Origin of the sequence: Myxococcus guangdongensis, assembly GCF_024198255.1 — a bacterium.
In the GTDB taxonomy this organism is placed as follows: domain Bacteria; phylum Myxococcota; class Myxococcia; order Myxococcales; family Myxococcaceae; genus Myxococcus; species Myxococcus guangdongensis.
This window is the reverse complement of sequence record NZ_JAJVKW010000006.1, coordinates 467563-491726: the sequence shown is the minus strand read 5'-3', so window position 1 is coordinate 491726 and position 24164 is coordinate 467563. Positions and strand designations below refer to the sequence as shown.

At 71.5% G+C, this 24164-nt stretch carries 22 protein-coding genes; 13 read left to right on the top strand and 9 right to left on the bottom strand.

Going from position 1 to position 24164, the window contains the following annotated elements; all coding sequences use genetic code 11:
- Positions 1-12: 12 nt before the first annotated feature.
- The 3 genes from LXT21_RS21360 to LXT21_RS21350 all read left to right on the top strand — a co-directional run bounded on the left by LXT21_RS21360 (position 13) and on the right by LXT21_RS21350 (position 1988).
- Positions 13-627 carry a PH domain-containing protein gene (locus LXT21_RS21360; RefSeq protein ID WP_254039992.1) on the top strand — a complete coding sequence of 205 codons (615 nt, stop codon included), beginning with the start codon at positions 13-15 and terminating at the stop codon, positions 625-627.
- A gap of 267 nt (positions 628-894) precedes the next feature.
- Positions 895-1113 (top strand): hypothetical protein, encoded by a 219-nt coding sequence (locus LXT21_RS21355; RefSeq protein WP_141331497.1) that lies wholly within the window; start codon positions 895-897, stop codon positions 1111-1113.
- Complete coding sequence (locus LXT21_RS21350) at positions 1110-1988, top strand: hypothetical protein (protein WP_254039991.1); 879 nt, start codon at positions 1110-1112, stop codon at positions 1986-1988. The genes LXT21_RS21355 and LXT21_RS21350 overlap by 4 nt, the downstream gene beginning before the upstream one ends.
- 50 nt (positions 1989-2038) lie before the next feature.
- Here the strand turns inward: LXT21_RS21350 and LXT21_RS21345 are convergent, their stop codons facing one another.
- The 3 genes from LXT21_RS21345 to LXT21_RS21335 form a co-directional block, all read right to left on the bottom strand.
- Positions 2039-3475, bottom strand: coding sequence for a glycoside hydrolase family 43 protein (locus LXT21_RS21345; RefSeq protein WP_254039990.1), 1437 nt, complete (start codon positions 3473-3475; stop codon positions 2039-2041).
- Between the two features lie 97 nt (positions 3476-3572).
- Entirely contained in the window at positions 3573-3845 is a 273-nt protein-coding gene (locus LXT21_RS21340) for a DUF2277 domain-containing protein (RefSeq protein ID WP_254040129.1), read from the bottom strand.
- A gap of 149 nt (positions 3846-3994) precedes the next feature.
- Positions 3995-5266, bottom strand: coding sequence for an RNA polymerase sigma factor (locus LXT21_RS21335; RefSeq protein ID WP_254039989.1), 1272 nt, complete (start codon positions 5264-5266; stop codon positions 3995-3997).
- Between the two features lie 151 nt (positions 5267-5417).
- On the opposite strand from LXT21_RS21335, the gene LXT21_RS21330 reads away from it, so the two are divergent.
- Complete coding sequence (locus LXT21_RS21330; protein ID WP_254039988.1) at positions 5418-7103, top strand: hypothetical protein; 1686 nt, start codon at positions 5418-5420, stop codon at positions 7101-7103.
- A 3-nt stretch (positions 7104-7106) separates the two neighbouring features.
- Here the strand turns inward: LXT21_RS21330 and LXT21_RS21325 are convergent, their stop codons facing one another.
- A complete protein-coding gene (locus tag LXT21_RS21325) occupies positions 7107-8441 on the bottom strand; it encodes a replication-associated recombination protein A (protein WP_254039987.1) in 1335 nt (444 codons plus the stop codon).
- Between the two features lie 233 nt (positions 8442-8674).
- Here LXT21_RS21325 and LXT21_RS21320 point away from each other — a divergent pair, with 233 nt between their 5' ends.
- Both LXT21_RS21320 and LXT21_RS21315 read left to right on the top strand, forming a co-directional pair.
- On the top strand, positions 8675-9031 hold the full coding sequence (locus LXT21_RS21320; RefSeq protein ID WP_254039986.1) for a YciI family protein: 357 nt from the start codon (positions 8675-8677) through the stop codon (positions 9029-9031).
- A 112-nt stretch (positions 9032-9143) separates the two neighbouring features.
- Positions 9144-10871 carry a pyruvate dehydrogenase gene (locus tag LXT21_RS21315; RefSeq protein WP_254039985.1) on the top strand — a complete coding sequence of 576 codons (1728 nt, stop codon included), beginning with the start codon at positions 9144-9146 and terminating at the stop codon, positions 10869-10871.
- Positions 10872-10883: 12 nt separating this feature from the next.
- Here the strand turns inward: LXT21_RS21315 and LXT21_RS21310 are convergent, their stop codons facing one another.
- Positions 10884-11348: a cupin domain-containing protein gene (locus tag LXT21_RS21310; protein WP_254039984.1), complete on the bottom strand. Its 465-nt coding sequence runs from the start codon at positions 11346-11348 to the stop codon at positions 10884-10886.
- A gap of 103 nt (positions 11349-11451) precedes the next feature.
- Here LXT21_RS21310 and pdxR point away from each other — a divergent pair, with 103 nt between their 5' ends.
- Positions 11452-12882 (top strand): MocR-like pyridoxine biosynthesis transcription factor PdxR, encoded by a 1431-nt coding sequence (gene pdxR, locus LXT21_RS21305; protein ID WP_254039983.1) that lies wholly within the window; start codon positions 11452-11454, stop codon positions 12880-12882.
- 6 nt (positions 12883-12888) lie between these two features.
- Here pdxR and LXT21_RS21300 read toward each other — a convergent pair whose 3' ends face one another.
- A complete protein-coding gene (locus tag LXT21_RS21300) occupies positions 12889-13272 on the bottom strand; it encodes a VOC family protein (protein WP_254039982.1) in 384 nt (127 codons plus the stop codon).
- Between the two features lie 7 nt (positions 13273-13279).
- Entirely contained in the window at positions 13280-13663 is a 384-nt protein-coding gene (locus LXT21_RS21295; protein WP_254039981.1) for a VOC family protein, read from the bottom strand.
- A 106-nt stretch (positions 13664-13769) separates the two neighbouring features.
- Between LXT21_RS21295 and LXT21_RS21290 the strand changes: the two genes are divergently transcribed.
- From LXT21_RS21290 to LXT21_RS21275, 4 genes are all read left to right on the top strand, one after another.
- Positions 13770-14369: a DUF998 domain-containing protein gene (locus tag LXT21_RS21290; protein WP_254039980.1), complete on the top strand. Its 600-nt coding sequence runs from the start codon at positions 13770-13772 to the stop codon at positions 14367-14369.
- Between the two features lie 173 nt (positions 14370-14542).
- Positions 14543-15883 (top strand): hydroxymethylglutaryl-CoA reductase, degradative, encoded by a 1341-nt coding sequence (locus LXT21_RS21285; RefSeq protein ID WP_254039979.1) that lies wholly within the window; start codon positions 14543-14545, stop codon positions 15881-15883.
- Positions 15880-18111, top strand: a complete 2232-nt coding sequence (locus tag LXT21_RS21280; RefSeq protein ID WP_254039978.1) for an MMPL family transporter — start codon at positions 15880-15882, stop codon at positions 18109-18111. The genes LXT21_RS21285 and LXT21_RS21280 overlap by 4 nt, the downstream gene beginning before the upstream one ends.
- On the top strand, positions 18108-19310 hold the full coding sequence (locus LXT21_RS21275; RefSeq protein WP_254039977.1) for a glycosyltransferase: 1203 nt from the start codon (positions 18108-18110) through the stop codon (positions 19308-19310). The genes LXT21_RS21280 and LXT21_RS21275 overlap by 4 nt, the downstream gene beginning before the upstream one ends.
- Here the strand turns inward: LXT21_RS21275 and LXT21_RS21270 are convergent.
- Positions 19218-20669 (bottom strand): FAD-dependent monooxygenase, encoded by a 1452-nt coding sequence (locus LXT21_RS21270; RefSeq protein ID WP_254039976.1) that lies wholly within the window; start codon positions 20667-20669, stop codon positions 19218-19220. The two genes, LXT21_RS21275 and LXT21_RS21270, sit on opposite strands and share 93 nt — an antisense overlap.
- Positions 20670-20715: 46 nt before the next feature.
- Between LXT21_RS21270 and LXT21_RS21265 the strand changes: the two genes are divergently transcribed.
- Positions 20716-21762, top strand: a complete 1047-nt coding sequence (locus LXT21_RS21265; RefSeq protein WP_254039975.1) for a phytoene/squalene synthase family protein — start codon at positions 20716-20718, stop codon at positions 21760-21762.
- Positions 21759-23729, top strand: coding sequence for a 2,3-oxidosqualene cyclase (locus LXT21_RS21260; RefSeq protein WP_254039974.1), 1971 nt, complete (start codon positions 21759-21761; stop codon positions 23727-23729). Before LXT21_RS21265 ends, LXT21_RS21260 begins: the two co-directional genes overlap by 4 nt.
- 1 nt (position 23730) lies before the next feature.
- On the opposite strand, the gene LXT21_RS21255 is transcribed toward LXT21_RS21260, so the two are convergent.
- Entirely contained in the window at positions 23731-24105 is a 375-nt protein-coding gene (locus tag LXT21_RS21255) for a hypothetical protein (RefSeq protein ID WP_254039973.1), read from the bottom strand.
- Positions 24106-24164 lie beyond the last annotated feature (59 nt).

The following is a 24164-nucleotide window of genomic DNA, read 5'->3' as shown; positions in this document are numbered from 1 at the left end:
GGGAGACACAGCATGTTCGGGAAGCTCGCCGCGGACGCACTCGGCCTCAGTGACGTCGGCTCGGTCATCGCTCCGGCCGACTACGACAAGGTCGACTCGGACGACTATGTGAATCACGAGGACCAGGAGAAGATCTTCTTCCTCATCAAGTCCAAGTCCGACGAGTACTGCTTCACGAACAGGGCGCTCATCCACCTGGACGGCACCAGCGCCGCCAGCAAGAAGCGCATGCTGCGCCGCTTCACGTACGCCGCCAATCCCATCTCCAACGTCATGCTGGAGACGGCCGGCACCATCGACATGGACGTGGAGATCAAGTTCCGTCTGGGCAACCGGGACTACTCCATCGACGTGCACAAGAAGCAGCTGGAGCAGGTGAAGGACCTCTACAAGGCCCTGTTCCGCATCGCGGAGATGCAGCACGAGAACGAGCTGTCGCTCGCCCATGCCAAGACGAGCCTGGATGTCGCCTCCACCACGCTCGGCCGCGGCGCGGCCAGCGGCGCGCCCGTCGTCGAGTCCTTCAAGGAGCTCAACCAGGCCGCCTTCGCCTGGCTCACCGGCGCCCAGCAGAAGTACTGGGTGAAGGACTTCGGCGCAGTGTTCGAGCGCTACATCAAGGCCTGACACCCGCCTGACGCCCGCCGCCGGCGCACCTGTTCGCCCGGCGGCCGGGCAGGCTGCACGCCCGGTCTCCGGCCCCTACACCTGTCGTCTCGACAAAGACAGGGGCTCCCGGAATTCCTTGCGGAACGAGTATCAATCGACGTGATGGGCAGACGGGCCTCTCGTATGTCTTGAGAAATCGCTCTAGCGTGGGCCTCCCCAACAGGAGCGTTCGCGATTCTGAACCCGTCCTCCCAGACCGCCCCCGCCGGCTGGCACGACATTCTCGTGCGTCACCTCGAACCCCTGCTCGGAGGCTTCACCGCCAAGATGGCCATCCACACGGCCGCGTTGCGCGCCCTCAAGCGTCCGCCCGAGCAGGTCACCCCCCAGGACCTGCCGCAACTGCTCGAAGGCCTCAAGCCGATGCTCAACACGTTCATTGGCGCGCTGCACGCCAAGGTCATCCTGGCGGAGATCGCCACGTCGCTGGAGAAGGCGCGATGACGGCGTCCTCGCGTTCCTCGTCCGTGGCGCCCTGGTTCGGCGCCGTCGTGGTGCTCCAGGCCGCGCACCTGTTCGCGGTGGCGAGCTCCGAGCCGGCGAAGCTGGGGCTGGTGCACGACGTGGCCGGGTGGTTGAGCGGGCTGCTCGCGGTGGGCGGCACGCTCGCGGCGGCCAGCGCGTTCGTCTCCGGGGACTACCTGCGCAAGGTCTGGGGCGGGCTCACGGCGGGTGCCGCGCTGTCGCTGGTGAGCGCGGCGCTGCGCAGCTACTGGCTGCACACCGTGCCGGACGTGCCCTTCACGGCATCGCCGCTGTTGCCGTACCGGATGGTCGTCGTCGTGCTGGCCAACATCGCCACCACGTACGCGCTCGTCCTGCTGGCCATGACCTATCAGCAGTCCGGTCTGCAGCCTCCGTCCAGCCCGCGCTCGCGCGCGCTGTGGGCGGTGACGGCGCTGGCGGCGCTGGCCGTCGGGGTGCCGTCACTGGTCACCGAGGTGCGCAACCTGGTGTCCGGCCAGAGCCTGGCGCCGTCGGCCATCATCAGCCTGGCCTCCACGCTGGCGGACATGACGACCATCTTCCTGGTCGCCCCCATCCTGCGCGTCGCGTACATGCTGCGCGGCGGCAAGCTCGCCTGGGTGTGGTGGGCCATGGGCCTGTCGGGCGCCACGTGGCTGCTCTACGACGCGCGCGTGTGGCTGGCGGCGCTCCTGCCGGGTGACGAGGCGCTGGGGGCGGAGCTGCTGCGCACGCTGCGCACCTCCGGACTCGTGCTGCTCGGGCTCGCCGGTTGGTTCCAGCGCTCCGCCCTGGGGCCGCAGAAGTTCGACGCTCCGGAGCCCTCGCTCCAGGCATCCACCGGGACGCCCTGACGTCCGCCGGGGGCACGGACGAGCACCGTGCCCCCCGAGGACCTCCTCCGCTACGGCTGGGGACGTGAGCCCGCCGAGGGCGCCTCCGGCACCGCGGGCCAGCCGTTGGGCCAGGTGATGGCGTCCACCAGCATGACCCGCGCGGTGTGGGCCGCGTTCCAGGCGTGGTAGACCATGTACGTGTCTCCGCCCGGCCCGTTGACCACCGAGTTGTGGCCCGGTCCCACCCAGCCTCCCCCCGTCGCCAGAATCGGCGCGCCCGCCTTGGTGTACGGCCCCAGGGGGCTCGTCGCGCGGGCCACTCCCACGGCATAGGTGCTGTTGTAGTACGCGTTACCACTGTAGAAGAGGTAGTAGTAACCGCCGCGGGCGACGACCCACGGCGCCTCCACCACGCCGCCCTCCCAGCCCAGGTCGTTGGTGATGAGCGTGCGGCGCGTGCCGACCAGCGACAGACCATCCGCGGAGAGCGCCTGCCCGTAGATGGGCGTGGGCTGGCCCACCGCGTTGCCGTCCGCCTTCCACACCAGGTAGCCCGTGCCCGCGGCGTCCGCGAAGAACGTCGCGTCGATCATCCCCATGCCGGCGTCCAGGATGAGGGGCCGGCCCAAGTCGGTGAAGGGACCGAGCGCGCTCGAGGCCGTGGCCGCGCCGATGGCCAGCTTCCCGCTCGAGTGTCGCGCCGTGTAGTACGCGATGAAGCGGCCGCCCACGCGGTGGATTTCGGGCGCCCAGAAGTCACCGGTGGCCCAGGACGGACGCGTGCCCGAGGGGAAGATGGAACCCGCGCTCGTCCACGTCACCAAATCGGTGGAGACGCGCAGCGGGAAGGCGCTGGCCGCGCCGCCGGAGGTGCACGCCGCCACGTAGCGCGTGCCGTCGTGGATGACGCCCGGATCCGCGCAGTCCGTGGGGACGACGGGGTTCTGGTAGAGCCCGCCGCAGCCCGTGTAGCGCAAGGAGATGCCGCAGGCGTTGGCGCCGGTGAAGTACGGCCCCCACCCGTTCGACAGCACCGCGTAGGAGTTGGGCGGCGCATTCACACACGCGCGATCCCAGAACACGCGCCCGCCGGTGTCGTCGTGCTGCGCGGGGTGGTTCGCCGGGTGGATCCACGCCGCGCCGTAGGTGACGCGCGTCGCGCACGCGGAGGCCCCGGGACAGTCCGTGTCCAGCGCGAGCACACAGGCGTTGTTGCCGGTGAAGTACGGCTTCCAGCCGTTGGAGAGCACCGCGTAGGAGTTGGTGCCCTCGTTGACGCAGACGCCATCCCACGTCACCAGGTCCGAGGCCACGTCGTACGGGTTCGGGTGGTTGGCGGGATGAATCCAGCGGTCGCCGTAGGTGATGCGCGTGGAGCACGCCAGGGCCGCGGTGGATTGCTCCGGGGCCTGGGTGTCCTGGGGGGCTTCGGCGCCACAGCCCGCGCCGAAGGACAGGACGGAGGAGAGACAGCCAACGACGGACCACCACGGGGACCGCTTCATCGGACGACCTCCAGGGCACGACGGGCCACCTCGGCACCGCGCGCCGTGTGTGCACTGCGTGGGAACAGTCGGTCAGCGCGTCGGGGCGCCCGGGGCCTCAGCCCGCGTCGGCGGCCTTCTTGTAGCGCAGGCGCTTGAGTGCCTCGAACCGCACCCTGTCTCTCGGCGGTGTCGTGGCCACCAGCCCGTCCAGCATCCGCTTCGAGCTCTGGTAGATCTCCTCGACGGCGACGTCGAACGCGTCCGTGTTCTGCTTCGACGGCTTGCGAGTCCCGGCGATCTTCCGGACGAATTGGAGCGCCGCCGCGCGGATGTCGTCATCCGTGGAGGGCGGGGTGAAGTTGAAGAGGGGCTTGATGTTCCGGCACATGCGCGCAGGGTAGACCATCCCGGCACAGGTCCACCCCGCACGCGTGCACCAGGCCCGCGGTGCCCCCTCCCCGCGAGCACGGACGCTCGCTGGTCGACGCTTGCGCTGCATGGAGCGCGGAAGATTCCCGCGGGACTGGCTCCGCCCGTTCACGCCCTGCCGCGGGTGCAGTCCTGGGCGCGCTCGAGGAGCAGCGCCTGCTCGCGGGCGTTCCGGGTGAGCGAGGCCGCCCGCTCGAACTCCTTGCGCGCCTCGTCGAAGCGCCCCAGCTTGCGCAGCAAATCCCCGCGCACGCTCGGCAGCAGGTGGTAGTGCGCGAGCGTGGGCTCCGACGTGAGCGTGTCCACCACCGCCAGCCCCGCCGCGGGGCCATAGGCCATGGACAGCGCCACCGCGCGGTTGAGCTCCACCACGGGCGAGGGCGACAGCCGCACCAGCACGCCATACAGCGACGCGATGCGCGCCCAGTCGGTCTCCTCCGCCTTGCGCGCCCGCGCGTGACAGGCGGCGAGCGCGGCCTGCAGCGCGTAGGGCCCCTGCGCCCCGCCCAGCTTCTCCGCGCGCTCCAGCGCCGCGAGCCCTCGGCGAATCAGCAACGGGTCCCACAGGCCCCGGTTCTGCTCGAGCAGCAGCACCGGCTCCCCGGAAGGACCCACGCGCGCCCGCGAGCGCGACGCTTGAATCTCCATCAGCGCGACCAGGCCGTGCACCTCCGGCTCCAGGGGCGCGAGCTCGGCGAGGATGCGCCCCAGCCGCAGCGCGTCCGCGCACAGCTCCGGCCGCATCCAGTCATCGCCCGCCGTCGCGGAGTAACCCTCGTTGAAGACGAGGTAGATGACCTCCAGCACCGACGACAGCCGCGCCGCGAGTTCCTCGCCATGAGGCAGCTCGAAGGGCACCTTCTCCTCGGCCAGCGTGCGCTTGGCGCGGACGATGCGCTGCGCGACGGTGGGACCGGGCACCAGGAACGCGCGGGCAATCTCCTCCGTCGTCAGTCCACCGAGCAGCCGGAGCGTGAGCGCGACGCGCGCCTCCGTGGAGAGGATGGGATGGCAGGCGATGAACATCAGCCGCAGCAGGTCATCGCCCACGTCGTTGTCGAGCGCCGTGTCCAGGTCCGGTTGCCCGTGGGCCTGGTCCGACTCCAGCTCGTGCCCCAGCTCCTCGTGCTTGCGCTCGACGCGCTTGCCCCGACGCAGCTCGTCGATGGCGCGGCGCTTGGCGGTCGCCATCAACCAAGCGCCCGGGTTGTCCGGGATGCCGCTGTCGGGCCAGCGCTCCATCGCCGCGACCAGGGCGTCCTGCGCCAGCTCCTCCGCGAGCCCGACGTCGCGCACCATGCGCGTCAGGCCGGCGATGAGTCGCGCGGATTCAATCCGCCACACGGCTTCGATGGCGCGGTGTTTCTCGGGGGACGTCACGGCGCGGACTAGAGCACCCTCGCTTCACGATGCAAGGTCGACCCGCGAGTCGCGTGTCGGTGGACGACGAGGATGTCGCCGGGCTAGCTTTCCCAAGACTTCTGCAACCACGCAGCCGGCCTCGCCCCCCGGTCCCAACGCGGCGTCCGACGTGGTTTCCGTTCCCACCGTGGTGTGGTCCTCGCGCGAGAGCCTCTGCGCGCAGCTCGTCTGCCTCCTCCAGTCCTCGCCCCGCGCCGACACGTGGCTGCGCGCCCGCGCGGTCCACCTGCTCGGCCAGCTCGACACCTCGGGACGCCATGCGGGCGACCTGCGTGAGCTGCTGCTGGACGCTCGCGAGCCCTACGAAGCGCGGGAGGCCGTCCCCCTGGCCGGCCGATGGCGCCCGCCCTGGTTGAAGTTGTCCACCGAGGCGCTGTCCCGGCTCACGGGGAGGACGCCCCCCGAGCCACCCCACCCCACCTTCCCCCTGACGTGCGTGCTCTTCGAAGCGGGGCTCGACGAGGACGCGGAGACGCTCGCGAGGGAGGTCCTGAGCGCCGAGCCGCCGGAGCGTCGCGCCTCCCTCCTCCGGAACCTGCGCCCGGGTGCCCTCACGCCCCGGCTCCAGGAGTGGCTGTTCCAGCGATGGTGGGACGAGGACCGCCACGTCCTCGCCACCCAGGGGGACCGAAGCGCGGAGGAGAACGGGCTCGTCTCGCTCGTCCATCGGCATCGGCCGGGAGTGTGGGACGTCCTCGCCGCGTGGGCCCGTCACTGGCCGACGAACAACCTGAAGTGGCACGTGCTTCCGGAGCTGTCGCCCGACGAGCAGGTGCGGCTCCTGACGTCCTCCCCCGAGCTGCGGCGCCGCGCCGTGGAGGCGCTGCTGCTCCCCGCGGAGGCCCTGGTGGCGGAGCTCGGCGAGGACGGCCTGTCGCGCGTGCTGCGCGAGGTCATCCGCGTGGACAGCCTGTCCTGCACGGCGGGCCGGCTCATCGTCGAGCCTCCCGTGAACCACGCGGAGGCCGTGGCGCTGCTGGGCACCTGGAAGAAGGCGCGACCCCTGCTGTACTCGATGCTCTGCTCGTTCGAGCTGCACGTCGAGGCGCGACTCCCGCTCCTCGCGGCGCTCTTCGACGCGGACCGCGAGGTCGCCAGCCGGTGGACCCTCGCGGCCTCGCACCATGTGGAGAACCTGCCCCTCTCACGGGAGGGACTGCGCCGGGCGTCGCTGCGCCCCATCCCCGAGGACCGCGCGCTGTTCCTGCGCTGGCTGCGCGACGAGGACCCTCGCGGGCAGGCCCATGCCCTGGAGGGGCTCCTCGGCCTGGGTGAGTCCGGCGCGGGCTGGAGGGACAGGCTCGAGTCCCTCGCGCGCTCGGACCGGCCGGAGGTGAGGCTGCGCGCGGCGGCGGGGCTCGTGCGCGAAGGTGCCACCGGGTGGCTGGAGTCACTGCGTCACACGGCGCTGGATGCCGAGGCACCGGAGCGCGACACCGCCGTGCGATGGCTCGGCGTGGTCGACGCCGAGGGGAGCCGCGAGGCGCTGTACCAGGCCCTGCGGACGCCTCCCATCTCCCAGGAGGATGACGGGTACGTGGCGCCCACGCCGCGCCCCGAGGCGACCGAGGCCGCGTGGGCGCTCAATCGCCTGGGCACTCCCGAGGACCTCTCGCGACTGACGGACGCGTGGCTGAGCGGGCGGTGCGACTACTGGCTCGTCGATGAACTGGAGAGACACGTCCTCCGACAGGAGGGACATCCCCAGCCCGCGCCGCCGTGGCCCTGGGAGCGTGTGGGTGACAGGGAGCACCACCTCGCGAGGCGGCGCCGGGTCCAGCGACGCGAGGGCTGAGAGCTACTCGCCCTTGCTCGCCTTGTCCTCGCGCCACCAGTGCGTCATTCGCTCATGGACCTCCGCCTCGTAGCCTTCCTTGCTCGGGCGATAGAAGACGGAGCGCTCCAGCGGCGGCGGCAGGTACGTCTGCCCTGGCGCGTAGTGGTCCTTGAAGTCCCACGGCGGCTGGTAGCCCTTGCCGTGCCCCAGCTCCTTGAGCAAATCCGTGGGCGCGTTGCGCAGGTTCAGCGGAGGCCCCACGTTGGGGTTCGCCTCCAGCGCCTCCATGGCCGCGTTCATGGCGGCATAGGCGCGGTTGCTCTTGCGCGCCGTGGCCAGGGTGATGACGGCGTGCGCGACGAACAGCCGCCCCTCCGGCATGCCCGTGGAGTGGAAGCCCTCCTCGCACGCGCGGACGATGGTGATGGCCTCCGGCATGGCCATGCCCACGTCCTCCACCGCGATGACCTTGAGCCTGCGCCACAGCGACACCACGTCGCCGGTCTGCAGCAGCTTCGCCGCCCAGAAGATGGCGCCCTGCGCGTTGGAGCCCCGGCAGGACTTCTGCAGCGCGCTGAGCAAATCGAAGTGCTGGTCCCCATCCTTGTCGTGGCGGGACAGGCCCACGCCCACCGACTCGCGCGCGACGTCCACGGTGATTTCACCGCCGTCCGCCGTCAGCCCCGCCGCCATCTCCAGCGCGCCCAGCGCCTTGCGCACGTCCCCCGCGCCGCCCCGGGCGAGCAGCGACAGCGCCTCCTCCCCCACCGTCAGCTGACGCTTTCCCAGCCCGCGCTTCTCATCGGTGAGCGCCCGACGCAGCGCGCCCTGGATGTCCGCGAGCGTCAGTTCCTGGAGCTGGAAGACGCGACACCGGCTGACGAGCGCGGGCCGCACCTCGAAGCTGACGTTCTCCGTCGTGGCGCCCAGCAGGATGAACAGCCCGCTCTCCACGTGGGGCAGCGCCTGCTCCTGGACGTTCTTCGCCCAGCGGTGGATTTCGTCCACGAAGAGCACCGTGCGACGCGAGTACTGGTTGCGCGCGCGCTCGGCCTCCGCCACCACCTCGCGGATGCGCGGGATTCCGTCCGACACCGCCGACAGGATGACCAGCTCCGCGTCCACGTTGGACGCCAGCATCCGCGCCAGCGTCGTCTTGCCCACGCCGGGCGGGCCCCAGAAGAGCGAGGACACCAGCTGCTTGCGCTCCATCAGCCCACGCAGCGGACCTCCGGGGCCCAACAGGTGCGCCTGCCCGATGAAGTCGTCGGGCGTGCGCGGCCGCATCCGCTCTGCGAGCGGCGCGAAGCGGTTCACATCCACGGAGGCGGAGAACAAGTCGGGGCCGGCGCTCATCGCACCGCAAGCTCCCCTCTCCGACTCGCGCGGTCAACCCTTACCCACGGTGCGGAGCGCATTCCACACCCGTCGGAAAGCGGACACGCAACACGCGCGCGTCCGTCCGCGCGGAAATCACACCGTGGCGTTGGTTCGCGAGCGACCAGGACCGAGCAACTCGCACCCACGTCCCCTCGACGACGTGTCACGGCCACGTCGTAGTATCGCCGTCCCAAAAAGGAGGGAGCGCGATGTCTTTCATGCTGCTGATGATGGAGGCTCCAGGGAAGCGACAGGAACGGCCGCTCGAGGAGGGCCAGAAGGCCTACGCACGGATGATGGCCTTCCAGAAGACGCTCCAGGACAAGGGCGTGCTCGTCGCCGGAGAGGCCCTCAAGCCGGATGACAACGCCATCCGCATCGAGAGCATCGAGGGGCGGCGGAAGGTGAGCGATGGCCCCTTCACCGAGTCGAAGGAGATCATCGGCGGCTTCTTCCTGCTCAACTGCAAGAGCCGCGACGAGGCGCTCGAATATGCCCACATGTGTCCCATGAGCGACTGGGGCATCGTGGAGCTGCGCGAAATCGCGAACAGCTGTTTCGAGTAGCCCCGCGTCCTCGGCGGCGGGAGCACGCTCCCACGCCCCACACCCACGGGAGCGCTCGTCACCCCGCTCCCCTGGGTTGTCCCCCGCTGTCACTCCGCCCACCTTTGGGCCCATGAGCTCTCTCACCGTGGCGGAAGCGCTCGTTCGTGTGCTCATCGAGGCGGGGGCCGAGCGCATCTACGGCGTCGTGGGCGACAGCCTCAACCCCATCACCGATGCCGTGCGCCGCAGCGACGGGAAGCTGCGCTGGGTCCACGTGCGCCACGAAGAAGCAGGGGCCTTCGCCGCGTCCGCCGAGGCCCAGCTGAGCGGCAAGCTGGCGGTGTGCGCGGGCAGCTGCGGCCCCGGCCACCTGCACCTCATCAATGGCCTCTACGACGCGCACCGCAGCTACGCGCCCGTGCTCGCGCTCGTCTCGCACATCCCCAGCGAGCAGATTGGCACGTCCTACTTCCAGGAGACGCACCCGGAGCTGCTCTTCCGCGAGTGCAGCCACTTCTGCGAGATGGTGGCCAACCCCAAGCAGGCCCCGCGCCTGTTCCGGCTCGCCGCGCAGACAGCGCTCGCGAAGGGCGGCGTGTCCGCGGTGGTGGTGCCCGGGGACGTGGCCGCGCTCGAGGCCGGCGAGGACGTGCCCTCCACCTTCGCCACCGAGCGCCCCGTGGTGCGCCCGGCCGACGCGGAGCTGGACCGGCTCGCCCAGCTGCTCAACTCCGCCTCGCGCGTGACGGTGTTCTGCGGCAGCGGCTGCCGGGGCGCCCACGCGGAGGTGCTGGCGCTGGCGAAGCGGCTCCAGTCGCCCGTGGGCCACGCGTACCGGGGCAAGGAGTGGGTGTCCTACGACAACCCCTATGACGTCGGCATGACGGGCCTGCTCGGCTTCGGCGCCGCGTACGAGGCCATGCACGCCTGCGACGTCCTGCTGCTCTTGGGCACGGACTTCCCCTACGACGCGTTCATGCCCGTCAAACCGCAGATTGCCCAGGTCGACGTGCGGCCGGAGCACCTGGGGCGTCGCTCGCGGTTGGACCTGGGCGTCTGCGGCGACGTGCGCGAGACGCTGCGCGCGCTGCTGCCCCGCGTGGAGCAGAAGGAGGACCGGCGGCACCTGGAGAGCGCGCTGGAGGAGCTGGCCAAGGCGCGGCGCAAGCTGGACACGCACGTGCGCAACGTCGGCTCGCACCGCCCGCTGCATCCGGAGCTGGTGGCGTCGGTGCTGGACGAGGTGGCCGCCGAGGACGCCGTCTTCACCGTGGACACGGGCATGTGCAACGTGTGGTCGGCCCGCTACCTCCACGCGACGGCCGAGCGGCGCATCATCGGCTCCTTCACCCACGGCTCCATGGCCAACGCGCTGCCCCAGGCCATCGGCGCGCAGCTCCTGTACCCGGGCCGACAGGTCATCTCCATGTCCGGCGACGGCGGCTTCGCGATGTTGATGGGGGACTTCCTCACGCTGGCCCAGTACGAGCTGCCCGTGAAGGTCGTCATCTTCAACAACAGCTCGCTGGGCATGGTGAAGCTGGAGATGCAGGTGTCGGGCTACCCGGACACGCAGACGGACCTGGTGAACCCCAACTTCGCGAAGCTGGCGGAGGCGGTGGGCGTCATGGGCCAGCGCGTGGAGGCGCCCGAGGACATCCGGGGCGCCTTCGAGCGCGCGCTCGCGCACCCGGGCCCCGCGCTGGTCGACGTGGTGACGGACCCGCACGCGCTCTCGCTCCCGCCTCGCGTCACCGTCAAGCAGGCGGCGGGCTTCGCGCTGGCCATGACGAAGCTCGTCCTCAACGGCGAGGGCGATGAGGTGGTGGACACGGTGCAGGCCCACCTGCGGCACTGAAGGGCCGCGTCGTCACTCCAGGGTGGCCAGGAACTCCTGGCCGTTCGCCTCGCACCACTGGCGGTAGAACTCCAGCCGGTCCGCGGGCATGACGCGCCGGGAGACCTGGCCGTCCGCCGTCAGGTACTCGATTCCGCCGCGCGTGTTGATGAGCAGCACGAGCGGCTCGGTGCCCGTCACCCGCCAGGTGTCGACGTTGCCGGCCGGCTCGTAGACGTAGCCGCCCGGGCCAATCACCTCCCCCGTGTCCATCAACTCGCGGGAGCCGGAGAGGTTGTAGGCGTGCGCCTCGCCGGTGTGGCGGTGCAGGGGGATGACGGTGCCGGGCTCCAGGCGGAAGAGGTACATCCAGCCCGCGCCGTCCTTGTAGAAGCGCAGCGGCTTGAAGGAGAGGCCCGGGGAGGTCATGGGAATCCAGGGCATGCGCTCGGCATGGACCGGCTGCGAGGCGTACGAGGAAGAGGGCGTGGGGCTCATGAGGTCTCCTTGAGGAAGTGCCGACAGGGTGCTCCTTCCCTGGCCCTTCCACGGGGCCAGGATTGACGAATCTCATTGGGCCAATCCGTGGTAGGTCCGGGCCATGGACCTGCATGTCGACCTGACGGAGCGCAGGGACCTGGCGGGGCAGGTCTACCGGGGCCTGCGCGCGCGGGTCCTCGACGGACGGCTGCGAGACGGCGAGCAGGTGCCTCCCTCGCGGGAGCTGGCCCGGCGGTTGGGCATCTCCCGCAACACGGTGAGCGTGGCCTACGAGTGGTTGATGGCCGAGGGCCTGCTCGTGAGCCGGGGCCGCGCGGGCAGCTTCATCCAGAACACCCCTCGGGAGCGTGGCGGCGCCCGTGCGAGGGCGACTCCAGGCGTGAAGCCGCGGCCTCGCGCGGTCTGGAGCGAACTGCCCGCGCCCCCCGTGCCCGTGCCCCAGACGCCGTATGACTTCCGGGTGGGCTACCCGGATGCGTCGCTGTTCCCCTTCGACGCCTGGCGCCGGCTGATGGCCCGGCAGTGGCGCGCCTCCGCGGTGAGCCCCGCGTACGCGGACCCGGCCGGGCATCCCGAGCTGCGTGAGGCGGTGGCCCGGCACCTGGGTGTCTCGCGAGGCGTGAGCGCGGAGGCGTCCGACGTGCTCATCACCCACGGCGCGCAGCAGGCCCTGGACCTGGTCGGCCGGGTGCTGCTGGCGCCGGGAGATGGCGTCGCCATGGAGGAGCCGGGGTATCCACCCGCGCGTGCGTTGTTCCAGTCGCTCGGGGCGAAGGTGGTGCCGGTGCCCGTGGACGCGGAGGGGCTCGACGTGAGCCGCCTGCCGGACGACGCGCGCGCCGTCTATGTCACCCCGTCCCACCAGTTCCCGCTGGGCATCGTCATGTCGCCAGCGCGTCGAAAGGCGCTGCTCGACTGGGCGCGACGCCGCGACGCGGTGGTCATCGAGGACGACTACGACAGCGAGTTCCGTTTCGGAGGCAGGCCGCTGGAGACGCTCCACGGACTGGACCGCTCGGGCCGCGTGCTCTACGTCGGCTCGTTCTCCAAGGTGCTGTTGCCCGCGCTGCGGCTGGGCTTCCTCGTCGCGCCACCGTCACTCCAGCGGGAGCTGCGGCTGGCCAAGCAGGTGACGGACTGGCACAGCCAGCTGCCCGCGCAGGGCGCCCTGGCGCGCTTCATCGACACGGGCGCGCTGGCCCGACACGTGCGCAAGACGCGGCGCGAGTACGAGCAGCGTCACACCCGACTGTCCGAGGGCCTCGCGCGCCACTTCGCGGACACGCTCGAGCTGCTCCCCTCCGTCGCCGGCCTGCACCTGTGCGCCACCTTCACGCGGGGCGGCGCGAGGCTGGAGAAGGAGCTCACCCAGAAGGCGCACGCGGCGGGCGTCGGCGTGGAGTCACTCTCGCGCTACTTCATGGGCGCGCCCACCCGTCATGGCTGGGTGCTGGGCTACGGCGGCGTGACGGTGGAGCGCATCGACGAGGGGCTCCGGCGCCTCCGGTCGCGGCTCCACGAAGGTCGCTAGTCCGCCTCACGTCCAGACGGTCGGCGGCGGCCCCACGTCCGGGTTCTTCATCCTCACGATGCAGAAGCGCTGTCCGGTGGGCGCCTCCATCACCCACCAGCGCCGAACCCACGCGATGCGCTTCGCCCCCAGGGCCTCCAGCCGAGCGGCCTCCGCGTCCTGGTCATCCGCCTCGATGTCCAGGTGGACACGGGAGGGGTGCGTGACTTGCTGCACCTCCACGTGCGGCCCTCCCGGGACGTGGCCCATGTCCACGTAGCGGGCCCCCTCGTCCGTGTAGGGCGTGCCCTGGGGCAACCCCAGGGCCTTGCCCCAGAAGGTCGCCGCGGCATCCAGGTCCCCGGTCTCACAATCGATGACGATGCCCATCAAGCGGCTGCGGTGCGCCATGACGTCCTCACTCCCAGACGGTCGGCGGCGGGCCTTCGTCCGGCTTGTCCATCTTCACGATGCAGAAGCGATGGCCCGTGGGCGCCTCCATGACCCACCAGCGCTTCACCCAGCCAATGCGCTTCGCCCCCAGGGCCTCCAGGCGCGCGGCCTCCGCGTCCTGGTCGTCCGCCTCGATGTCCAGGTGGACACGGGAGGGGTGCGTGACGCGCTGCAGCCCGACGTTCAACCCCGCCGGGGTGCCCTCGAGACCCACGTACTCGGAGGTGTCCGAGACTTCGTGCGCCCCCACGGTGAGCCCCAGCGCCTGACTCCAGAAGGTGGCGGCGGAGAGCAAGTCCCCCGTCTCACAATCGATGAGGAGGCCCGAGAGACGACTGCGGTGCGACATGACGCCCTCCGCTCCAATGAGACTCCCCGGAATCTGACAACGCCCCACGCACCGGGCTACCCCCACCGGCTTTCATCGGGAGCGCCGCCGCCTTGATAGTCCCGGAATGGCCCCGTGGATCCTCCTCAGCGCGCTGCTCGTCGTGGTCCTCGGCGTCCTGCCGCCCTTCTGGTTCGCGCGGCACAGGGCCGGCTACAGCCATGTGAAGAACACCCTCAGCGAGCTGGGCGAGACGGGGGCTCCGGGGGCCGCCCGCGTGAGTTGGCTCGGCTTCGCGCCCGCGGGCCTGGCCGTCCTGGTGTTCTGCGCCCTGCTCCACGCGCACCTCACCGCCCAGGGCGAGGGGGCGACGGGGGCCGTGCTGCTGTCGCTGCTGGGCGTCAGCTACGTGGGCGCGGCCGTGTTCCCCTGCGACGCGGGCGCGCCGTTCTGGGGCACGTGGAAGAACCAGATGCACAACCTGGTGGCGGGCCTGGGCTACTTCGGCGCGGGCGGCGGCCTCATCGAGCTGGAGCGCGTGTTCGAGGACGTGCCCGCGCTCTCGTCCCTCGCCACGGTGTCGGGCGTGCTGGGCAAGCTGGTGCTGCTCGGCATGGTGGGCCTGTCCTTCGAGTCGCCGGTGCGGGGGCTCATCCAGCGCACCGTGGAGGCGCTCGTGTTCGGATGGATGGTGTGCGTGGGCGTGTGGCTGATGCTCGCCCACTGAGCAGGGCCATCGCCCCGCGAGGAGGGGCAGGCGGCGGACGCGCGGGCTCACGTCCTTCCCCACGCTGTCCTCTGCTGGACCCGCCCCGGGCGCAAAGGAGGGCTGCCCTGCCCAACCGCCTGAATCGTCACCAGTTCCCATGGTGATGGATGGGTGGAGCCACAGGGGGGGGCATGGGAGAAGTCAACGACGAGTCGGTGCAGGTGCCATCGGCGACGCGGTCTTCTCGCCTGCCGGGCTTCCACCAACGCAGCATGGAGGAGCGCTGGCGCGAGCTGGCGCTGCGCGGAGACCTCACGCCCGAGGAGCTGCGCGTGCTGTGCGCGATGGACGCGCCGCACCTCGACGTCGTCAACCAGATGATCGAGAACGCCGTGGGCGTGTTCGCCCTGCCCCTGGGCCTGGGGCTGAACCTCACCGTCAACGGGCGCGACCACCTGGTGCCCATGGTCGTGGAGGAGCCGTCCGTCATCGCCGCGGTGTCCCTCGCCTCCAAGCTGGTGCGTGAGGCGGGCGGGTTCCTCGCCGAGGCGGGCACCTCGATGATGATTGGCCAGGTGCAGCTCACCGGCTACGGCGACCCCGAGCTCGCCCGCGCCCGGCTGCTGTCGGGCAGGGAGCAGCTGCTCGCGCTCGCCAACAGCTTCCACCCCTCGCTGGAGAAGCGCGGCGGTGGCGCGTGTGACCTGCAGGTCCGCATCCTCCCCGCGCCCGAGGGGCCCCACGCGGAGCCGCTCCTCATCGTCCACCTGCTGGTGGACACCCAGGAGGCCATGGGCGCCAACCTCATCAACACCATGGCCGAGGGCATCGCGCCGCTCGTCGAGCAGCTCACGGGGGGACGCGTGTATCTGCGCATCCTCTCCAACCTCGCCGACCAGCGACTGGCGCGGGCCTCCTGCCGCATCCCCGTGACGTCGCTCGCGGGGCTGGGCATGTCCGGCGAGGACATCGCGGAGGGCATCCTCCAGGCGGGCCGCTTCGCCCGGGCCGACCCCTACCGCGCCGCGACGCACAACAAGGGCGTGATGAACGGCATCGACGCGGTGGCCATCGCCACGGGGCAGGACTGGCGCGCGATTGAAGCCGGCGCGCACGCCTACGCGTGTCGGGACGGCCGCTACGGCCCGTTGACGACCTGGACGCGGGAGGACGGGCACCTGCTGGGCCGCATCGAGCTGCCGCTGGCGCTGGGCATGGTGGGAGGCCCCATCAAGGTGCACCCCGGCGCGCAGCTGGGGCTGAAGCTCCTGGGCGTCAACACCGTGCGCGAGCTGGCCATGGTGTTCGCGGCGGTGGGGCTGGCGCAGAACCTGGCGGCGGTGCGCGCGCTGGGCTCGGTGGGCATCCAGAAGGGCCACATGGCGATGCACGCCCGGTGCGTCGCGGTGACAGCGGGCGCTCGCGGCGCGGACGTGGAGAAGGTGGTCCGGCTGCTGATGGAGCGCGGCAACATCAAGGTGGAGGCGGCGCGCGAAATCCTCGCCTCGCTCCAGGCCCTCTCGCCCCCATGAGCGAAGCGACGGCGTCCCCTTCCCTGTTCGCCCGGCTCGCCCTGGGCGTGCATCGGCACCGGCGGTGGGTGCTGGTGGGGGCCGTCGTGTTCCTGCTCGGGGCCATCGGCGTGCTGCGCCAAGGCGGGCACCTCACCACCGGCACCATCGACGGCATCGAGGCCGCGCGCGCCGAGGCCCTGGCCCGGCCCGCCACCGCGGGCTCCACCGACCAGACGCTGGCGGTCATCTTCCACCACGACACCTGGACCGCGAGCGAGCCGCGCTTCACCCAGGCGATGACGGACGTCCTCGAGCGCGTGCGGCGACTGCCCGAGGTGGAGTCGGTGGTGTCCCCGGCGGGCGCGTCCGAAGAGCTGGGCGCGCGCTTCGTGTCGGCCACGGGGCACGACGTGCTGGCGCTGGTGCGCTTGAAGGGCGGCGAGCGCGAGGCGGTGGCCGCGTTCCCCACCGTGCGCGCGGCCTTGGACGACTCGCGACTGGAGACGACGCTGACGGGCAAGGTGGCCTTCCTCGCCGCGCTCAACCAGCTGCTGGAGCATGACCTGCTGCGCGCGGAGCTCATCTCGTTCCCGCTGGCGCTGCTGGTGCTCCTGTGGGTGTTCCGCACGGTGGTGGCCGCGACGCTGCCGCTGGTGGTGGGCGGGCTCGCGGTGCTCTGCGGCGTGGCGGGGGTGCTGCTGCTCTCGCGCGTCACGAACATGGCGCAGTACACGCTCAACGTGGTGTCGCTCATCGGGTTGGGCGTGGCCATCGACTACTCGCTCTTCATCGTGAGCCGCTTCCGGGGAGAGCTCGCCGAGGGGCTGTCGACGGAGGCCGCGCTGGCGCGCACGCTGGACACGGCGGGGCGCGCGGTGGCGTTCTCGGGCCTGGCCGTCACGGTGGGCCTGGCGGGGCTGCTCTTCTTCCACGGCTCGTACCTGAGCGCCATGGGCCTGGGCGGCGCGCTCGTCGTCGCCTTCGCGGTGCTCTTCGCGCTCACCGTGCTGCCCGCGCTGCTGTCCTGGCTGGGGCCCCGGGTGGACAAGGGGCGGCTGCCCTTCGGACGCGGCACGGGGCGCGTCGGCGTGTGGCACGCGCTGGCCACGTGGGTGATGAAGCATCCGTGGCTCGTGCTGTTGCCCACGCTCGCGGTGCTGCTCGCCATGGGGCTGCCGTTCCGTCGCCTGGAGCTGGCCGCCACGGACATCACCGCGCTGCCTGCCGACACCGAGGCCCGCCGGGGCGCGCAGACGCTCGCGCGGCTGTTCCCGCGCGAGGCCGCCACGCGGGTGCTGGTGGCGGTGGAGTTCCCTTCCGGCGATGCGCTCACGCCCGAGCGGGTCTCCGCCCTCTTCGACGCGAGCCGGCGCATGGCGGCGCTGCCCGGCGTGGTGGGCGTGGAGAGCGCGGTGGACCTCTCGCCCGGCCTGGAGAAGAGCACGTATCAGCAGATCGCCGCCGCGCCCCCGGAGCTGCTGCCGCCCGAGGTGCGCGCCGCGCGCGACGCGTACCGCACGGGCAACGTCGCGGTGCTGCAGGTGCTCACCTCCTCACCGCCCAGCAGCCACGAGGCGCGGGCGCTGGTGCGCGCGCTGCGACAGGAGCGCGCGGTGGGCGATGGGACGCTCGTCGTGGGCGGGCAGACGGCCACGGACGTGGACGCGACGGGGTTCCTCAAGGAGAACACCCCGGCCGCGGTGGGCTTCGTGATGGGGATGACGTGCATCGTGCTCTTCGTGCTGCTGCGCTCCGTGGTGCTGCCGCTCAAGGCGCTGCTGATGAACCTGCTGTCACTGGCGGGCTCGTTCGGCGCGCTGGTGTGGATATTCCAGGAGGGGCACCTGCACCGGCTGCTGCGCTTCGAGCCCGGGCCCATCGAGCCATCGCTGCCCATCCTGTTGTTCTGCGCCTTGTTCGGGCTGTCCATGGACTACGAGGTGCTGCTGCTCAGCCGCATCCGCGAGGAGTGGCTGCGCACGGGTGACAACACCCACGCGGTGGCCGAGGGGCTGGAGCGCACCGGAGGGCTCATCACCAGCGCGGCGGCCATCATGGTGGCCGTCTTCGCGGCCTTCGCGCTGGCCTCGGTGGTGGTGGTGAAGGCGATGGGGTTGGGCATGGCCATCGCCGTGGCGCTGGATGCCACGCTGGTCCGGGTGCTCATCGTCCCCGCGATGATGCGGCTGATGGGGCACTGGAACTGGTGGGCGCCCGGAGCCAGGGGACGGGGGGCGGGTCGATGAGTGCACGGGACATCGCATGGGGGGCGGCGGGCGCGGCGGCGCTGGGCGTGCTGGCCCACGGACACCGGGGACTGATGGCGGGGGTGCGACGGCGCCGCGCGCCCTCCACGAACCCCTTCGAGCCACCGTCGGTGACGCTCATCCGTCCCATCCGGGGACTGGATGTGGAGGCGCGGGAGAACGTCCGCGCGCTGCTGGACCTGGACTACCCCGGTGAGTGGGAGGTGCTCTTCGTCTTCGACAGCGCCGAGGACCCCGCCTTCGCCGTCACCCAGGACGAGCTGGGTCGTCACCCGACGCGCGCCAGGCGGGTGGAGCTGCTCGTGGCGGGAGAGCCGCCGCCCGGGCTGACGGGGAAGCTCAACGCCATGCAGCTGGGCGTGTCACGCGCCCGGGGCACGCTGCTGGCCTTCAGCGACTCCGACACGCGGCCCGAGCCAGGGGTGCTCACGGCGCTGGTGGGCGCGCTGCTGGAGGACCCACGGACGGGCGCGACGTTCGCTCCCGTGTACGCCGCGGCGGGCAGGCCCCTCGCCGGAGACGTGGGCTATGGGCTCCTGGTGAATGCCTGGTACGGCGCGTCCGTGGCGCGCGCGGCGGAGCCTGACGGCGCCCTGCCCTTCATCATGGGCCAGCTGATGGTGTTCCGTCGGGAGGCGCTCCAGGACATCGGCGGCGTGGGCGCGGCCGCCGGTCAGTTCGTGGATGACATGTACCTGGGGCGCAGGCTCCACGCGGTGGGGTGGAAGAACCGCGTCGTCCACGTGCCCCTGCGCATCGTCACGGGGAACCTGGAGCTGAAGGCCTTCCTGCGCATCTTCCGGCGCTGGGTGCTCTTCTCGGAGGCGGGCCTCCCCTGGAGCTTCGCGCGCCCCAACTGGGTGCGAGGGGTGATGGGGTGGCTGGCGTGGGGCGGACTGGTGACGGCCGTCAGCCGGCGGGCCTGGGGACACGCGGCCGTGGCGGCGCTGCCCATCGGCTTCTCCGTGTGGAGCCAGCTGCGGCTCCAGCGGGCCTGTCATGGGCCGCGCGTCTCCCCCCGACACTTCTGGGTGCCGGCGGTGCTGCCGCTGCTCGGCGCGGGCGTGGCGCTGTCGGCGCGGGTGTCACGCGACGTGGACTGGCGCGGCCGGAGCTACCGGTTGGATGCGCGGGCGGCCCTCGGCGGTGGCGCGCTGCCCGAGCGGACGGGCGCGTAGTCGCAGATGGCGGACGCGGCGATGGCACCAACCTTCCACCTGCTCCAGCGTGCTCGCCAGGGCGCCCCTCAACGGCGGCACGGTGGAGCGCAGGAGCGGCACGGCGGTGCGCGCGCGGCCCTCGAGCGACGGACCGGAGCGCAGCATCGCCAGCGAATGGCCGACGACGCACAGGTACTCGCGCGCCAGCACCCGGATGCGCGCCTCCTCGGAGGAGAGCAGGGACATGGAGACGCGGGCGCCTCGCGGACTGTGCTCCCAGTAGCGCCAGAGCCCCAGCCGCAGGGCGCGCATGCCCGCATCCTGTCCGGAGCAGGCGTCATAGAGCGACGAGGCGAGCGCGACGCGGGTGCGCTGGGCCGGACGCCGCACGCAGGCGTATTGCTCCAGCGCGCGCGGGACGTCGTCCGGGTGGCGGCGCAGCGCCTCCTGGAGCGCCCGTGCGTCATGGAAGCACGACGTCATCCCGCTGCCGGTGAGCGGGTGACAGCAGGAGGCGGCGTCGCCCACCAGCACGGCGCTCTGCTTCCACACCGTCTGCGCGAGCCGGTCATCGTTGGAGGCCATGCGCGGTGTCGCCGTCACCTCCAGCGCCCGGCGGACCTCGGCGTTGAGCGCGGGGGGCAGCGCGGACAGCAGCTCCGGGCGCTCCCTCAACGTCCGGGCGGTGCTGCCCAGGGGAAGGTCCACCATCACCCGCGCCACATCCGGCTGGATGGCATAGGCCAGCGCGTACAGCGGACCTCCGACGAACTGATGGCCATGCTCGGGGCGCGGCAGACAGGCGCTGTCCACCGTCAGCCCCAGCATGGTGGAGATGCGCGTGAAGCGCTCGGAGATGCCCAGCATCCGCCGCACGGGCGACGCGCGTCCGTCCGCGGCCACCAGCAGGCGCGCGCTCACCGCGTGCTCGGCGCCTTCGTGGAGGAAGCGCAGGCGCACGCCGCGGGCGTCGTTGCGCTCCACGGCCGTCACCCGGGCCTGGGTCTGGACGGTGACGCCCGGCTTGCGGGCCACGGCCTCCAGCAACGGCAGGGTGAGGGTGGCGTGCTCCAGCGACAGGCCCGTGACGCCTCGCGCATAGGGCAACACGACGGTGTGGTCGGGCGCGGAGAAGAAGACCGCGAAGCCACGCACCGGGCACGCCGTCCAGGCGTCGATGACATCACCGAAGCCCAGCTCGCGCAGCGCGAGCACGCCAGTGGGGTGCAGCAGCTCCCCCGACAGTTGCTTGTGGCGGTCCACGCCCGCGTCCACCAACAAGACGGACTGCCCCAGCTCGGCGAGCGACGCCGCCGCCGCGCATCCCGCGGGGCCGCCCCCCGCTATCACCACATCGAAGTCCCTCGGACCTTCCATGACGCAACAACTGCGCATGACCCGGGTCCGATGCAGCGGAGGAACCATGGTCGCCCATGACGAGTCGTTCTGCCGAGCGATGCTCCCCCGGGTCTCCCGGACGTTCGCGCTGAACATCCCCTTGTTGCCCGCCCCCCTGGACCTGGTCGTCACGGTGGCCTACCTGGTCACCCGCATCTCGGACACGCTGGAGGACGAACTCCACCCGGCCCGACAAGCGGAGCTGTTCGGCGCGCTGGCGGAGCTGGTGAGGCTGAAGCCAGGCTGGGAGGCTCGCGCCCGGGACTTCGTCCGCCTGGCGGGAAGCGAGTTCCGGGCCGGCGCGCCCGAAGCGGAGGTGGAGCTGGTCGCGGGGACGGTCACGGTGCTGAGGACCCTGGCCTCGCTCCCCTCCTGGGCCCATCCCCCCATCGCTCGCTGCGTGCGCATCATGGCCGGTGGGATGAACCAGATTCAGCGAAGGCACCGCGATGACCGACCTGTCCTGGGGCTGCCCGACCTCCAGACGATGCTCGCCTACTGCTACTTCGTGGCGGGCGTGGTCGGCGAGATGCTGACGGAGCTCTTCATCGCGCACAGCCCCTCCATCGACGAGGCCCGGCGCGCACGGCTGCGGACCCGGTCCATCGTCTTCGGCGAGGCCCTGCAGCTCACCAACATCCTCAAGGACGTGCGCGAGGACCTGGACCAGGGACGCTGCTGGATGCCGCTGGACCGGATGGCGCTGCATGGCCTGGAGCACGCGACGCTGGCGCTCCCCAGCCACCGCGAGAGGGCCATGGCGCTGCACTCGGAGCTGGTGGTGGTGGCGCGGCGCGCGCTGGACGAGGCGCTCGACTACACGCTGACGATTCCCACCGATGAGCCCGGCATCCGGCTGTTCTGTCTCTACCCCCTGTTCTTCGCGGTGAAGACGCTCCAGCTCGTGGACGGGAACCCCGCGGTGTTCGACCCCGCGCCCGTGAAGCTCGGCCGCGAGGAGGTGATGCGGCTCATGCGGCTCACACAGGAGCGGGTGGCCTCGGACGCGGCGCTGCGGGCGCTCTTCGCGGAGTGCTCGCGCGAGCCCTCGGAGGTGGAGGCGAGGAGATGACAGGACAGGCTCGTGAGGTGCTGATGCGGACCCAGGAGGCGGATGGCTCCTGGAAGGGCGACTACAGCGGCCCGCTCTTCGGGCCCCCGCTGTATGTCATCGGGCTGTATGTGCTGGAGCGGGCCCCGGACGCGCCCGTGCGGGACGGGCTGCTCTCCTATCTGCGAGCCCATCAGAACGAGGACGGTGGCTGGGGGCTCTCGCCCGAGTCACCGAGCAGCGTCTTCACGACGGTGCTCAACTACGTGGCGCAGCGACTGCTCGGAGTCGAGGCGCACGACCCGGGCCTCGTCCGCGCGCGGGCCTGGTTCCTGCCCCGGGGCGGACCGCTGGGCAGCGGCTCCTGGGGCAAGGCCATCCTCGCGCTGCTGGGCCTCTACGAGTACGAGGGGCTCACCCCGACCCCACCGGAGCTGTGGCTGCTGCCGAAGGCGCTGCCGTTCCATCCATCCAGGATGTGGTGCCACTGCCGCATGGTGTACCTGCCCATGGGCTGGCTCTATGGACGCAAGGCACGCGTGCCCCAGACGCCCCTGCTGACCGCGCTGAGGCGCGAGCTGTATCCCGAGCCCTATGCGTCGGTGGACTGGAAGGCGGCGCGCCAGCGGGTGGCCGACACCGATGCGTACACCCCGCGGAGTGTCTGGCTGCGCGCGGCGAGCCGGGTGCTGGGACTCTACGAGCGACTGCACTCCAAGCGCCTGCGGGCCCGTGCATTGGAGGAATCGCTCGAGCAGATTCGCGGAGAGGACGAGGCCACGCATTTCATCTGCCTCGGTCCCATCAACAAGGTGCTCGACGCCGTGGTCTGGCATCTGGCGCGGCCCGACGGTCCCGAGGTCCGCGCCCATCTGGAGCGGCTGCCGGACTATCTGCAGCGCACTCCCGAGGGCGTGACGTTCAACGGCTACAACTCCTCCCAGCTCTGGGACACCGCGTTCGCCATCCAGGCGCTGGTGGCCTCCGGCGCGGACCCTGTCCGGGACACGCTCGCGCGCGCGAGCCGCTTCGTGGCGTCGCAGCAGTTGCTGGAGGACTCTCCCCGGCCCGAGCGCTTCCATCGCCACCCGAGCCGGGGCGCCTGGCCTTTCAGTACCCGCGAGCACGGCTGGCCCATCAGCGACTGCACCGCGGAGGCCGTGAAGGCGTGTCTGCTGCTGGAGCCGCTGGGGCTCAACCACGTGCCGCGCGAGCGACTGGCCCAGGCCGTGGAGTTCATCCTCTCGATGCAGAACCGGGACGGAGGCTGGGCCACCTATGAGCCGACGCGGGCACCGCGCTGGCTCGAGCGCCTCAATGCCTCCGACGTGTTCGCCAACACGATGGTGGACATCAGCTACGTCGAGTGCACCTCCGCCTGCGTCCAGGCCCTCATCGCCTGGAGGAAGGCACAGCCCGGGGCCCCGGTGGTCCCCGCCATCACCCGGGGCCTGGCGTACCTGCGGCGCACGCAGCGCGAGGACGGGAGCTGGGAGGGCTCGTGGGGCGTGTGCTTCAGCTACGGCACGTGGTTCGCCGTGTCGGGCCTGGTGGCCGGCGGAGTCACGCCGGAGGACCCGGCGCTGCGCCGGGCCGTGCGCTTCCTCGAGGAGCACCAGCGCGAGGACGGCTCCTGGAGTGAGACGATTCAAAGCTGCCGCGAGCGGCGCTGGGTGGACGGCCCCACCGGACACGCGGTGACGACGTCGTGGGCGCTGCTGACGCTCTTCGCCTGCGGCGAGGCCGATTCGAGGGCCGCCCGCCGGGGCGTGGCGTGGCTGCGCGGACGACAGGGCGCCGATGGCCGCTGGCCTCCGGAGCCGATGGCGGGCATCTACAACCGCACCGGCGGCATCCACTACGACACCTACCTGCGCACCTTCCCGCTGTGGGCCCTGTCGCTCGCGGCGCGGACGCAGCGCCGCGCCTTCCCACCCATCCAGGTGCTCACGCTGCCGCCCCTGGAGACGGGGGCCCTGACGCCCTAGCTCACAGCGGCTGGGCTTCGATGCCGGAGTCGTTCATCGAGTGGACGACGAAGAGCGTCAGGCCCGGGTTGAGGAACAGGTTGCGGAACTCGTCGGACGACAGCGAGTGCACGGCCCAGCGCACGGCGGACTCGGCATACCCGAGCGCCTGCGGCGAGGGGACGAACCGGAGCGCCTCGGTCGCCGTCTCCCGCGTCTGGAACACGGGGATGCCGCCCTTGGGCCCGGTCATCCACAGCCCGGCGCGCTCCCCCGCTTCATTCTGCGCCTCGAGGACATGGTACGCCTGCCCTTCGGGAGGCAGGACGGACTCCACTCGCTTGAGCCGGTCCACGACGGTCTCGGGGGCTTGCTTCTTCGGCGCATCGGCGGACATGGCGTCTCCTCCTCACGGAATCCATCGAGGCGGGACTGTCGGCCTCGGCGACCAGGAAC